Raw genomic sequence first — 13,665 nt, 5'->3', positions numbered from 1 at the left:
CAAAGGGGGGATAATTCCCCCCTCCTTGCTTATGCTTTCAACAATCGGGCGTTAAAGGCGACAATTACCGTACTTAGTGACATCAACACGGCACCGACTGCTGGATCAAGGACAATACCCCATGGAGCCAACACCCCTGCCGCTAGTGGAATCGCAAGGATATTATAACCAGCCGCCCACCACAGATTTTGCACCATTTTACGATAAGTAAGTCGCGACAGATCGATAATGGATACAACGTCTTTTGGATTACTATTGACCAATACAACATCGGCTGTTTCCATCGCCACATCTGTACCTGCACCAATTGCCACACCTAAATCGGCCGTGGCTAAGGCAGGGGAATCGTTAATCCCATCTCCTGTCATGGCCACTTTTTTCTGATTAGCTTTTAATTGTTTGATCTGGTCGGCCTTTTGATCAGGAAGCACCTCTGCCATGACTTGATCGATACCTACCTCTTTTGCGACACCATTGGCCACTTTTTGATTATCACCAGTCAGCATTTGCGCTTCGATGCCTAGCTCATGCAGACGTTGAACCGCTTCTTTCGAGGAATCCTTGACTTGATCGGCTAGTGCAATCATTCCCAGCAGCTGTTCATTTTCGATCACAAATATCACGGTTTTACCTGCTTCCGATAATTGATTAAAGGTTGCTTGATCATAAGCAATACGTTGTTTTTGGACATAGCCTGGACTAACCGCCAACAAGTGATCTTCACCAATTTTGGCCGTAATACCGGCACCTGTAATCGAATCAAAACGATCTGGTTGTGTAATCTGCAGGTTTCGTTCTTTTGCCGAGTCAACAATTCCCGCAGCAATAGGATGCTCAGATTGTGATTCAATCGAAGCCGCCTTTTGCAGCAGCGTCTCTTCCGGTATATTTCCTTGCGGCAGGATATCGGTGACGGCAAATTCTCCCTTCGTTAAGGTACCTGTCTTATCATAGACAACTGTATCTATCTTCCGCGCGTCCTCAAAACCAATCCGGTTACGAATAAATAAGCCTTTTTGTGCAGATAAATACGTCGAACGCGCTACGACTAACGGAATTGCTAATCCAAGCGCATGGGGGCAAGAAATAACTAAAACAGTTACCATTCTCGTCATTGCCTCTTCGATTCCATATCCTAACAACAGCCAAACCACAAACGTGATAAGCCCAGCTGCAATCGCAATGTAAAACAACCATTTGGCGGCTCGATCGGATAACATTTGTGTTTTGGATTTGCTTTCCTGTGCCTCTTTTACCAATTGGACGACTTGCGATAGATACCCTTCTTCACTTGTTTTCGATACCTCTATCGTTAAGGAGCCAGAGGTATTCATCGACCCACCGATCACTTCTTCGTCGACTTGTTTCTCAACTGGCACAGATTCACCGGTAAGCATCGACTCGTCAACCGAAGATTGCCCTTTGATAATAATACCGTCTGCTGGTATTTTTTCGCCTGGTTTAATCAAGAGATGGTCTCCTTTGACTAAATCTCCTACCTTAACAACTTCTGTCTGACCTTCTTCATCGATTTTCGTCGCCTCATTTGGCATTAAGGCTACCAGAGATTCCATCGAATCGGACGCCTTGCTGACAGATTTCATTTCGATCCAATGCCCTAGCAGCATGATGACAATCAGCGTGGCTAATTCCCAAAACAAGTCGTGCCCTGCCAGACCAAATACCGTAGCGGCGCTGTAAAAGTAGGCAACCGCAATGGCAAAGCCAATTAATGTCATCATCCCAGGTGACTTCTGTTTGATTTCATCAATTGCCCCGCTCAGAAATGGCCAACCTCCATAAAAAAAGATGATCGTAGCAATAAGCAAGCTGAGCCATTGATCTCCCGGAAAGGATAGGGAATAATTAAAAAACGACTGAATCATGTCCGAGAGTATGATCACGGGTATTGCCAGTATAATAGAGATATAAAACCTCTTTTTGAAATCTTCTATCATGTGCTCATGGTGGTGTTGATGATCATGCGAACCGTGGTCGTGATCATCATGTGAACCATGGTCATGATGGTGATTGTGCTGGCGGTCATGATGGTGTTCATCCGATTCATGATTATGGTGATTGTGATTCATTTGTCATTCACTCCTCTCTTTCGATTATATTATACCCTATGGAGGTATAATATAAACATATGACTCTCGATTCTTGATGGATAACGTGATTAGAAGAGGAAATACAAACGTTTTTTTGAAAAAAGAAATGTGATGGCTGTTCGACACCATCGTTTCTATTAGAAAGACAGAGGGATGACGGCCATTTCAGTGCTTCTACCTCAGATTTTGGCCGTCATTATCAAGATGACGGCCATTTCAGCGCCTTTACCTCGGATTTTGGCCGTCATTTTCAAGATGACGGCCATTTCAGCGCTTTTACCTCGGATTTTGGCCGTCATTTTCAAGATGACGGCCATTTCAGCGCTTTTACCTCGGATTTTGGCCGTCATTTCTGCGATGACGGCCATTTCAGCGCTTTTCCCTCAGATTTTGGCCGTCATTTCTGCGATGACGGCCATTTCAGCGCCTTTACCTCGGATTTTGGCCGTCATTTTCAAGATGACGACCATTTCAGCGCCTTTACCTCGGATTTTGGCCGTCATTTTCAAGATGACGGCCATTTCAGCGCCTTTACCTCAGATTTTGGCCGTCATTATCGGGGATTCTCCTATACACCCAAAACTAACTTGGAGCAATGGATCGATGAATTTTACTATACTCCAAACAACCAAGCATTATCGAAGCGATGCCTTTATCTGCCGAGTATAATAAAACCTCACGATAAAGAAATAAAGAATCTGAATCGTCAAGAACAGACCTAACACACTGGCTGCCTCTTGAACCAAATTATAGAAGAACAAATTTGACAATGCCGTTAATGCTACTGCACCATGGATCAAGGCCACTACAATCGGTGCAAAAAAGAGGATCAGCGTCTGCCTGTTCAGTACCTGTTTCAATTCCTTATCGGTCAGCCCCATCTTGGTAATTGCCTGAAACTTGCGCTTATCTGCATCAACGTCTGCATACAAACGGAAATAAAGGAAACTACCTGCCGAGACAAAAAAGACAATACCAATAAATAAACCAACAAAGAGGATGGGGCCATACACCTTATTTAAAAGATATTCTTCATAAGTCGGATTACTAATAAATCCATCGCTTATCTCTTGATCCAATTGCTCGGATACTGCGATTGAGATATCCTCACCATTGCGTTCCTGCCAAGCAAAATAACTTTGCTCAGAAGAAGGTTCTGGTAAACTTTCAAAGTCATGATCAGATACCACATAATATTCATTTCCAGCAGTGGCAGGCAACACCTCCGATTCGATCAGCTGTTTCGGCTCTATTGTAGAACCATTTTCCAGCTCAAGTCCGGCATTCGCCAACACTTCTTCCTCTGTATCTCCAGGAGTTCCGATCATTAATAAAGGTATTTCCTTCCGCACCAGCCCAGGGGAGCCATCTGAAATGTTTAGTGTTTCTTCGTCTAATAAACTCGCAAAGCGATTATAGTCAGATGCTTTCACGATAACAACCGATTGATCACCTGTTTCATAATACCGCAGTTGAAGACGCTCGCCATCTGTCTCTAACTGATCTGCTTGCAAACTTTCCTCAATCACAGCAGCCGCCTCTTCCCCACCGGTGTCATCCGCTCTATAGCTGATCGTATAGGGACCTTGCTGCTGCGTTCCGGCGGATAAAAACGACTGAAAACCATACAATGTACCGATCGCCGAAAAGGCAACCGTTGAAATAATCGCCACTAAGAAAAAGGTTCTGGCATTATCCTTCATACGAAAAGAAAGGTCCGATAATAAAATCATATTGGTCTTATGCCAGAAGAAACGCTTCTGCTTTTTCAAACGTCGGATCAGAAAGACACTTAACTGGGTAAACAATAAGTAGGTTCCTAAGATAACAAGCAGAACAACTGGCAGTAGTGCTGCAACTACCTCGAGACCCTCTACCATTAAGGCAATGGAATACCCTGTACCAAGTAAGAGCACCGCCAGTAACGTTAGCCACAGATTGGCCTTGGGCTCCCCTTTTGACTGCTGATCCCCTTTGATCAAATCAATTAATTTCCGGCTTCTCAATATATAAGAAACAAACAAGGAAATGAGGAAAAACAGCACAATAAAACAGACAAACGTTAACAAAATGGCTTGTGTAGGAAGATAGAAAGGCAATTCATCCTCAATAATCAAGACATTTTCCGCAATCAACAGAATCGCCTTGGCAAATACTAACCCTCCACCAATACCACCAATCGTAGCAACAAACCCAATCAACATATTTTCAAGAAAAACCATCAGCCGAATCTGTCTCATGCTCATTCCTTGCATCATTAACAAGCCAAACTCTTTCTTACGAGATTGCAAAAAAGAGCTCATGGAATACAAGACAAAGAAAAAAGAGAACACGTAAATAATTCCCGAAGCCACATTCATCCCGATCGACACATATTGATTCATGCTCCCCCCTGATAAGGACGGGTGAAAGGCAAAAATCGCAAAGGTAAAAAAGACCATCACTGTAAACAGACTTGTTAAGAAATAGGCGGCATACAGCCTTTTATTGCGAATGACATTATTAAACGCGAACTGACGAAAAGTCATTAGCATCCCCTCCCATTAACGAGAGTGTATCGATAATTTTTTGGAAAAAGGCTTGACGGTTATCGCCACGATGAATTTCCGAATAAAATCGGCCATCTCGAATAAAAACAACCCGATTACAATAGCTTGCTGCCTGCGGATCATGGGTAACCAAAAGCATCGTTGTTTGTTCCTTTTGGTTCAACGTAGTCAGCATTTCCATTACGTCCTTCGAAGAACGAGAATCCAGATTACCGGTTGGTTCATCAGCCAAAAGCAATTTAGGCGAGTGGATCATCGCCCTTGCTACAGCTGCTCGTTGCGCTTGCCCACCAGAGATTTCATAGATTCTTTTTTTCATAATCTCGCTAATCCCCAGCTTCTCCGCAAACTGGTGGGCCTTCTCCTTCATCTCTTTGACCTTCTTGCCATCCAGCGTGAGCGGCAGTACCATGTTTTCCTCTACAGTGAGGGTATGCAATAAATTAAAATCTTGAAAAACAAATCCTAATTCTCGGCGGCGGAACTTGGCCAGCTTGTCTTTTTTCAAAAGATGTGGATTGTCGCCATTGATGGTAATATTTCCTGTGGTTGGTTCATCGATCGTGGCAATAATATTTAACAGCGTCGTTTTGCCACTCCCGGACGGACCCATGATTCCCACAAATTCATTGTCCTCCACGTTTAAATCAATATCCGTCAGCGCACGATAGGCGACTTTCCCTTCATATATCTTGCTTACTTGGTTTACATTTAACATGCGTATACTTCCTTTCTTGTACTTGATTAATGCCTAGTATATCGCTGATGGTGGTAACGGACGATTGATTTTTATTTCATTTGTCTTACATTAATGTAAGGTTTGTTATAACACAAACATGAAAGACCTAATCATGGTTAAAAATGCCCATAAAAAAAGAGAAGAAATAATCCCCTCTCCTACACATTTTTTATAGTTGATTGTTTTTTAAAATTAGCTTTATTTGTTCATTCGTTATATTTTCTTTGTCTTTTTTAGAATATATATCTAACAAGTATATTTCAAAGTGGTCTTCAGTTACCAAATATATTATTCTAAATCCACCTGACTTGCCCACATTTGCACTTGTATTTACAGCCCTCACTTTGTAAATAGACTGTTGCATTTTCAAACCTACATTAGGGATTTCATCACCTATAAAATTCCCTGTTTCTAGTAAATCTTATGTACGTCATTCCCCACTTTTTTATAGCGTTTTTTCCTTATTAAATACTTTATTCTTTTTTCAAATTCTGGTGTAGGAATGACAGAATACATGTTTTAACCTCAATCATTATCTTCTTTTATTTCATTGTAAAGTTCGTCCCATGTTTTTTTTCTTAATTTCCCATCTCTCATGTCTTTCACTTCTTGGATAGACTTTTCTAACGATTCTGCTGGTGTTTTAAGAGGCGTTTCTACAGACATTTCTTCTTCACCATCCTCATAACACATACAGTTACCACCTCTCTCATCAAAGAAATAGTAATAGTATATGTTGCTTATAACAAAATTATACACAAAAACAAGAGATATGATAATACATTGACCATATAGTTGTAGAGCTTTTAAAGCACTCTTATTATTAACAGTTATTCACAAAAGGTCATTTTACTTACAAGTAAATTATCAAATCAATGCCCTGTTCCATACGTTTCTCTCATCTTTTTTTGCACATACTCCATCTTCTAATTCCTAAAAAACCTTTTGCGTTTCCGAGAAGATAATCCGAAAGGTGGAGCCTTCACCGACTTGTGACTCCCATTCGATCTGATGTTGCAGGTATTCTGCTGCCTCTTTCACTAGATACAGCCCCATCCCGGTGGATTCTCGAAATTCCCTGCCGTTTTCTCCGGTGTAAAATGCATCAAAAATCCGCTTTTTATCCGTTTCTGGAATGCCTACTCCAAAATCTTTCACTTCCAATATGGCTTCTCTCTCCCTTTCATAAATCGAGATGATGATCGATTGGCTTTTTCCAGCAGAATACTTCACGGCATTTAAAACAAGCTGCGTCAGTATAAAGAATAACCACTTTTCATCGGTCTGTACGGTCACTCTTGCCGTTAATTCTTCCACTTTTGGATAAACTTTATTACGTATGTAGAATCGTTTATTTTCCCCATTCACCTCATGTACCAATGAGGCCAGCTGGATCGGTTTGATATGAAAATCCTGCTCTATTGTCCGCAATCTGGCCATATAAAGAATCGTGTTTAGGCCCGATTTCATGCGCTCCGTTTCTTCTCGAATACTCGACGAATCTGGTTCATCCAAGTTCTGTGCGGTGAGTTCGATGACCGAGATTGGTGTTTTCATCTGATGTACCCATTGATCCATCAGCTTCAGATGTTCTTCCTTCTCTTTGTCGATGGTATGTATCTGCTCTTGATAATGTTTATACTGGCTGCGCAACAGTTCATTTAATGCCTCGGAAACAGGATGTTGACTGCTTTTTTGCAATGATTCATCCAGTGACTTCAGCGGCTCACTCAAACGTTGATAAAACGCACGGCGACTGACATATTGATAAAAAAGATAACAGGTAAGAAAAAAGAATCCGATAAAAATCGCGTAGAATGCTGGCAGCAGATTTCGGTAACCGTCTAGCCAATAGATTAGCAGAATAGCCACAAATTGCACGATATTAAGAGCAATTAATAAGCTGTGTTCTTTCCAAAATAACTTCATTTGTCTTCTCCTTGTGCCAAGGGTGCGTGCAGCCGGTAACCAACGCCTCGAACCGTTTCCACACCATTATCTATCCCGACAGACTGCAACTTTTTCCGCACTCTTGTGATATTGACATTTAAGGTATTTTCATCGACATAGGTTTGGTCATCCCACAATTTTTCTAATAAGTCCTCCCTGCCGGCAACTCGCGGATAACGATTCATTAACGTTTCGATGATATCTGCTTCCTTTTTCGATAAATAGATTTCTTGCCCATTAAAGGTTAATTCCAGGCGTTCCGGCAAAAGTTTCAAACCTTCTATTTCCAAGAAACGTTCTTTCACATCCTGAGCGTACGCACCATAGGCCCGGCGCAGCTGACTGCGTATTTTGGCCATGACAATTTCGGCACTGAATGGTTTGGTGATAAAATCATCACCACCATTTTCCAGAGCCATCACCTGATCCATTTCCCCGACCCGTGCCGAGATAAAGATCACTGGACAGGTCGATACTTGCCGAATTTGCCGACACCAATAATACCCATCATAGCTGGGCAGGTTGATATCCAGTAACACCAAATCCGGCTCGATTTTTTGAAATACATCCATAACCTGATCAAAAACTTCCACCTTCTCCACGTGATAGCCATATTTTTCAATATAGGTTTGTAAATGCTCGGCAATCTTGGGGTCATCCTCGACAATCATCATCGTTTGCATGCTGTTCACTCCTTATTTTCCATTATTATGGCATAGATGATGGGAGACTACAAAGGGCAAGTGCGTTTTCTTACAACTTTGTAAGGTTAGCGAAAGGTGTCGTCTCTGGTCGCCGGTCTTGAGTTTGTAAGAATGGTTGGTACTTAGCAGGCCCGAGTCACAAGAGTTTGTTATCGCAGAATGAGGGGAGCGATTCTCGTTCCTCCGTCCATAAGATTTATTCTCGCGGACTGAAAAAGAGCGAAACTCGTTCTACAGTCCGTAAGATTCTTTCTTGCAGACGAAAATTTAATAAAAAGATATAAAAAGCCCCGATCAACAGTCAAACATGGCGATTGGCGACTTTTTCATCTAATAAACTATCTAATATTCTCCACTCACCTTTCTCCTACACTTCCATTTTTTCACTCTTTTTAAGCACAACCATAAATAACACAATAAGGGTCAGGCAGCCAATAGCATATTGCAATGGCGAAAGTGGATTGGATCCCACCATCACTGGATAGAAATAAAAAGGAAAATGCTCGATGAAGCTTGAGAGCAAGCCATTGTTGATACTCTCCAATACATTGGCTAAAATATTATGAACAAACAGCAGTAATGCCGTCAAAATCCCATAAACAGCCCCACTCCGAATACCGTATAATAATAAAACATAGCCGAACAAGAAAAAGGTTAACACTAGCAGAAAGATATTCGCTGAAAATCCTAGCAGGAAAGAAGCCTCTAATTCTCCAGGCACTCCCAATTGATCGGTGACTAGAAGCAAGCCGACACCCAGTGCTGCATAAAATAAACTGACACATAGCGCCACAACAATATCGCGAATACATAGTTTTTTCGGTTTTGTTTGGAGTTATTAATCAATGAAATCGTCTTAAAAGAATAATCTCGATTGACAAGGTATAGTGGGTGTAATACCGCCGCAGTTTATCAGCATGCAGAACATCCAAACAGTCTTACAACAATGTAAGGTTTTTGAAAGGAAAATAGATCTCTAAGCCTTCACTTCCTTGATATCATTGTATTCAGATAACCATTCATCGAAAGGAGCAAGAACATATGAAAAAAGTGGCTATTACCTGTGTTGGCTTACTGGCATTTCTCGCTATCTTGTTCGTCGGCATCCAGCAAACAACTGCTGGTATCATCCCTTTAAGCGACTGGTTGTTGCACAATAATGAAGAAAGCCTCTATTACGTGGAGACAACGACAGACTATGAAGAGCTGTGGAATGGCAACTATCGTTACGAGTTTACTGGATTTGATCAGGAAGGGAATAAGCAGCGTATTGTAAGGGTGATGGATAGAGAACTACAGCCAAACGCCTATTTAGAAATCTATGCAGCAGGCCGTTATGGCAAGGGATGGGTGGAGGTTCCGCAAGAGGCGGTGCCTGAGGGTGCTTTGATGCAGTTGAATCGGTAATTTATTAATAATACTTTTAATTTTCATAAGGAATAATCACCATATACTAGGCTCTGGTGGTTATTTTTTTGTTTAAATGACAGAATAATCATTAAGATGCAAATACCATAGCAGTGATTCCAATACTTTCATAAGAAGCCCCTTTTAAAAATAAAAAGCTATCGCCAAATCCATTTTTTTATCAAACCAAACACATTCATGACCTCCACATTTATCAGGCACTTTATACCGCTAATCTTTATCATTACTATTATTCCACATGACAGTGACTTCTTAAATAAAATTGACCATACCTCGTACGCTTAACTATAATCACCTATTTAAGACGATTCGAGATATTGTGTTGACTAGCGTTTTCTAGTATATTTAACTTTATATGGTTTTTAATATTATGAAGAAGGAAGTATGGAATCATGAAAAAATTCACCACGTCTATTTATAACAGCTTCGCCCTAATCATCCTTATATTAGTTCTAGCTGGGTGTGCTAATGAACAAGAAGAAACCGAGGCCAATCCAGAACAGGAGCCCGCTCTTGAAGAAGAAACAACTTCTCAAGACGAGCAGGATGATGAATCATCTACAGCCGATCGTTCCGAAAATGACGCTACGGATGAAACCGATACTACGGAAGAAACTACATCCACTACAGATACGGAAAATGACGAACCTAATAGCGCTAACGATAGCGCATTATCTGCCTATTCTTCAGAGGAAATCGAATATGCCCGTGTTTGGCTACAACTTGGAGACAATCAAGATATAGAAGCTGTGGATGTGACACGCATTCCAGCTGGTACTTCATTGAATCCTGGCGAAGAGGATATTGATGTCAGCTATCCGGAAGATGTGATTCAACTGCGAGGTTCTCGAATAGTAGATGGCATGATAACCTATAGCGGCAATGGAGATGGTACCATCAATGTCTATAACATTCCATATCGTTGGTACGGCGGGCTTTCCCGTCCTGATAATGTAACGGCGGATGATATCCAGCAAGAAAGAGAAGAGATCATTGAAAATACAGAGTTAGTTGAAATTGATCCTGGTAACGATGAAGAGGTTATAAATATTATTGATAAACTCTATATGCAGTAATCAACAATGGTGCGGGGAGGCTCGATATGATTATTTGGTTGAACGGTGCATTTGGATCTGGTAAAACAACGAGTGCATTCGAATTAAAACGAAGACTGCCCAACTCGTTTATTTATGATCCGGAAAATATCGGATATTTCATTCGTGAGAATATCCCAAAGCAATTGCATGAATCCAATTTTCAAGACCATGAGCAATGGAGAACCTTTAATTATGACATGTTAACGTATCTTTCGAATACCTATGAAGGAACCATTATTGTACCGATGACCCTTTTTAATCGCCAATATTATGAAGAAATCGTTCAAAAGCTGATCGATGAAGGTATTCCGTTACGGCATTATATCTTGTATGCTGATAAAAATACGCTGTTAAAACGGTTGAATAAGCGGCTGGAACGGGGTGATACCTGGACAAAGGCGCAAGTTGACCATTGTATCCATGCGTTTAATACCGACATTACGGAAGAAAAAATCATAACCGATAACCAACGTATTGACGAGATTGTGGAAGAAATCGCAGCTAGAAGTGATGTAAGGCTTTTACCAGATAACAGAACGTCCTTTAAAAAATGGTTCGATCGGATGATGGTATTAATCAAACATATCAGATGATCGCAGCACAAGTCATTTTTTGTAAACAGTTGCCTAAAAAGCCCTCCATCGCTAGTGATGGCAGGCTTTTTGCGCTGATAATAACCTATTCATTTCCTCTATGCACTTGATACCATATCGCAAAAACAAGTACTGTCCAAATCTTCCGACTGTAATCGACTTTGCCTTGAGCATGTTTGTCCAACAATTCAAGCACATATTCTTTTTTTATCCATTGCTCAATTGGACTTTCCTTGATCACACGTACAGCCCAATCGTACAACTCTTGTCTTAGCCAATGTCGGATGGGCACCGGAAATCCTAGCTTCTTTCGCTGTAAGACGTGATCAGGCACAATCCCTCTTACTGCCTCTCGCAGGATATATTTCGTTGTGCCATTTGTCACTTTCCACTCTTCTGGCAATTCACTGGCCACGCGAAACACTTCTTTATCCAAAAAGGGGACCCGTAATTCAAGGGAATGAGCCATGGTCATCCGATCTGCCTTTAATAAAATATCTCCGCGCAGCCAGGTATACATATCGACATACTGCATTTGATTGACAAGTGAATAACTGGCAGCATCTCTAAACAACGGCCGAGTAACATCCTGATAGGAAAGGGTAGAATCATAGTTTTGCAGAAGTTGCTGTAATTCTTCGCCCTCAAACATTTTGGCATTGCCGATATACCGTTCCGCTAATGGTGTGGTACCCCGCTCTAAGAAACTTTTCCCTTTTACCCCTTCCGGTAAGACATGGGCCACCTTCTTGAGCAATTGCTGAGCTGGGCCAGGTATGGATTGAAAGATCTTCAATGATTCCGGTTCACCGTAAATATTATAGCCACCAAAAAGCTCATCTGCTCCTTCTCCTGATAACACTACTTTCACTTGCTTTCTTGCCTCTCTAGCTACAAAATAAAGTGGCACACAGGATGGATCGGCTAATGGGTCATCCATGTGCCAAATGATTTCTGGCAATTTTTCAATATATTCCTCTGGTGTTACGAGATAGGAGGTATTGTTCACATCCAGTTTCTCGGCCGTTTCTTGAGCAACATCTATTTCCGAATAACCTGTCCGGTCAAATCCTACTGAAAAAGTTTGAATCGCTGGATTCACTTGCTTGGCGATTGATACGATGATCGAAGAATCGATCCCACCCGAAAGAAACGAACCAACTGGGACATCACTGCGCATATGTTTTTCCACTGAATCAAATAAGGCCTGCTGTATCCGCTTTACCCATTGATCTTTTTCTCTTGGAACGGGATGAAATGCTGGCTTCCAATAACAAGTAGTCTGCATCATATCCTCCTTTTCTTGACAAAGTAATGTCCAGGTGTCAATTTTTTAATGCCTGGTATAAGCGTGTCTGGCTCTGGTACAAATTGAAAACTAAAATATTGCTGCAAGGCAGGCTCATCTAATTCAGACTTATTTTGAAACAGGCTAATGCTTTTTCGTTCGGAAGCGCAGATCAACCGATCCTCTGTTTCTTCATAATAGAAAGGCTTGATGCCAAATGGATCGCGCGCACCATACAACGTTTCCTCCTGCTTATCCCAAATCATGATGGCAAACATACCACGTAAGTAAAAAAAAGCATCTTGCTTATACTTAGCGAACAGAGCGGCAATTACTTCTGTATCTGATTCCGTTTGGAAAGAATATCCCTCTTCCATCAGTTCCGCTCGAAGTTCTCTATAATTATAAATTTCCCCATTAAAAACCATCCATATTCGATTGTCCTGATAGCTTAATGGCTGCTCCCCTGATTCTATGTCAATAATACTCAGTCTGCGAAAACCTAGGAATATACCATTTTCGGCATAGTACCCCTCATCGTCTGGACCACGATGCCTGATCAGGTCTGTTTTCTCCTGCCAAGCTGTCATTTCTTTTTCTGAAAACGAGTAATCTTGCCTATCGATTACTCCTATAAAACCACACATCTGTGAAAACTCCTCTTTTTATATCTGACTTTTTTCTATACGTTACTTAATAGACGCATTAGGGAAGAGTTTGTTACAACAGATTCAAAAAAATGTTTACGACTATAATATTTTTCTACTGATTCGTTTCATTGAAAAACATTAATTTTCCATTTTGAAGGTATTTTCCTTATCAAAAATCATCAAATAACTAAGCACTATTCCGATTATCTCTCCTCTGCACCCTATGAAAATTCACTTTTACGGCTTTGCCTTTATCGTACAAAAGCGATAAGATGAACACACATTCATTCTAACGAAAGGATGTGGTATACTAATGTTAACCGCAGTAAAAGAAGATACGCATGATTATCGCTCGGCACCTCCCGATTATGATGGCCTATGGAAAAACATTATTCAAGAATTTATGGCCTTTTTGCGCCCGATTTGTACCCGGACATTGATTTTGACAAAGGCATCGACTTTGAAGGTACAGAGCTTCTCCCGCATATTTTGAGACAGGCAAAAGGGAAAAGATATACGGATAAAGCGAGACTTTGTTCAGTGGGGCTGATCTTCG

At 41.2% G+C, this 13,665-nt stretch carries 13 protein-coding genes and 1 pseudogene; 4 read left to right on the top strand and 10 right to left on the bottom strand.

Annotated features, from left to right (window positions below; translation table 11 throughout):
* Positions 1-29 precede the first annotated feature (29 nt).
* The 9 genes from BN6556_RS09975 to BN6556_RS09940 all read right to left on the bottom strand — a co-directional run bounded on the left by BN6556_RS09975 (position 30) and on the right by BN6556_RS09940 (position 8,801).
* Positions 30-2,090 (bottom strand): copper-translocating P-type ATPase, encoded by a 2,061-nt coding sequence (locus tag BN6556_RS09975; RefSeq protein ID WP_066190496.1) that lies wholly within the window; start codon positions 2,088-2,090, stop codon positions 30-32.
* A 200-nt stretch (positions 2,091-2,290) separates the two neighbouring features.
* The gene (locus BN6556_RS09970) at positions 2,291-2,479 is read right to left on the bottom strand and encodes a hypothetical protein (RefSeq protein ID WP_066190493.1); all 189 of its coding nucleotides are present in this window, start codon (positions 2,477-2,479) and stop codon (positions 2,291-2,293) included.
* A gap of 15 nt (positions 2,480-2,494) precedes the next feature.
* The gene (locus BN6556_RS22080) at positions 2,495-2,632 is read right to left on the bottom strand and encodes a hypothetical protein (RefSeq protein WP_161485685.1); all 138 of its coding nucleotides are present in this window, start codon (positions 2,630-2,632) and stop codon (positions 2,495-2,497) included.
* A gap of 114 nt (positions 2,633-2,746) precedes the next feature.
* On the bottom strand, positions 2,747-4,639 hold the full coding sequence (locus BN6556_RS09965) for an ABC transporter permease (RefSeq protein WP_066190486.1): 1,893 nt from the start codon (positions 4,637-4,639) through the stop codon (positions 2,747-2,749).
* Positions 4,614-5,378 carry an ABC transporter ATP-binding protein gene (locus tag BN6556_RS09960; protein WP_066190484.1) on the bottom strand — a complete coding sequence of 255 codons (765 nt, stop codon included), beginning with the start codon at positions 5,376-5,378 and terminating at the stop codon, positions 4,614-4,616. The genes BN6556_RS09965 and BN6556_RS09960 overlap by 26 nt, the downstream gene beginning before the upstream one ends.
* Positions 5,379-5,924: 546 nt before the next feature.
* Entirely contained in the window at positions 5,925-6,092 is a 168-nt protein-coding gene (locus tag BN6556_RS22075) for a hypothetical protein (RefSeq protein ID WP_161485684.1), read from the bottom strand.
* 240 nt (positions 6,093-6,332) lie between these two features.
* A complete protein-coding gene (locus tag BN6556_RS09950) occupies positions 6,333-7,328 on the bottom strand; it encodes a sensor histidine kinase (RefSeq protein ID WP_066190480.1) in 996 nt (331 codons plus the stop codon).
* Entirely contained in the window at positions 7,325-8,032 is a 708-nt protein-coding gene (locus tag BN6556_RS09945; RefSeq protein ID WP_066190477.1) for a response regulator transcription factor, read from the bottom strand. Before BN6556_RS09945 ends, BN6556_RS09950 begins: the two co-directional genes overlap by 4 nt.
* 388 nt (positions 8,033-8,420) lie before the next feature.
* The gene (locus tag BN6556_RS09940) at positions 8,421-8,801 is read right to left on the bottom strand and encodes a hypothetical protein (protein ID WP_187374476.1); all 381 of its coding nucleotides are present in this window, start codon (positions 8,799-8,801) and stop codon (positions 8,421-8,423) included.
* A gap of 293 nt (positions 8,802-9,094) precedes the next feature.
* On the opposite strand from BN6556_RS09940, the gene BN6556_RS09935 reads away from it, so the two are divergent.
* The 3 genes from BN6556_RS09935 to BN6556_RS09925 all read left to right on the top strand — a co-directional run bounded on the left by BN6556_RS09935 (position 9,095) and on the right by BN6556_RS09925 (position 11,171).
* Positions 9,095-9,460, top strand: coding sequence for a YxeA family protein (locus tag BN6556_RS09935; protein ID WP_066190470.1), 366 nt, complete (start codon positions 9,095-9,097; stop codon positions 9,458-9,460).
* Between the two features lie 413 nt (positions 9,461-9,873).
* On the top strand, positions 9,874-10,557 hold the full coding sequence (locus tag BN6556_RS09930; protein ID WP_066190467.1) for a hypothetical protein: 684 nt from the start codon (positions 9,874-9,876) through the stop codon (positions 10,555-10,557).
* 26 nt (positions 10,558-10,583) lie between these two features.
* A complete protein-coding gene (locus tag BN6556_RS09925) occupies positions 10,584-11,171 on the top strand; it encodes an AAA family ATPase (RefSeq protein WP_066190463.1) in 588 nt (195 codons plus the stop codon).
* Positions 11,172-11,256: 85 nt separating this feature from the next.
* On the opposite strand, the pseudogene asnB reads toward BN6556_RS09925, so the two are convergent.
* Positions 11,257-13,106, bottom strand: a pseudogene (asnB, locus tag BN6556_RS09920) (asparagine synthase (glutamine-hydrolyzing)).
* A gap of 316 nt (positions 13,107-13,422) precedes the next feature.
* Here asnB and BN6556_RS09915 point away from each other — a divergent pair.
* Positions 13,423-13,602, top strand: coding sequence for a hypothetical protein (locus BN6556_RS09915; protein WP_066190461.1), 180 nt, complete (start codon positions 13,423-13,425; stop codon positions 13,600-13,602).
* Positions 13,603-13,665: the final 63 nt, after the last annotated feature.

Source organism: Gracilibacillus timonensis (genome assembly GCF_900086715.1).
GTDB classification, from domain to species: Bacteria; Bacillota; Bacilli; order Bacillales; family Amphibacillaceae; genus Gracilibacillus; species Gracilibacillus timonensis.
Note: the sequence above shows the minus strand (reverse complement) of the source record. Positions and strands in the feature narration are given on the sequence as shown.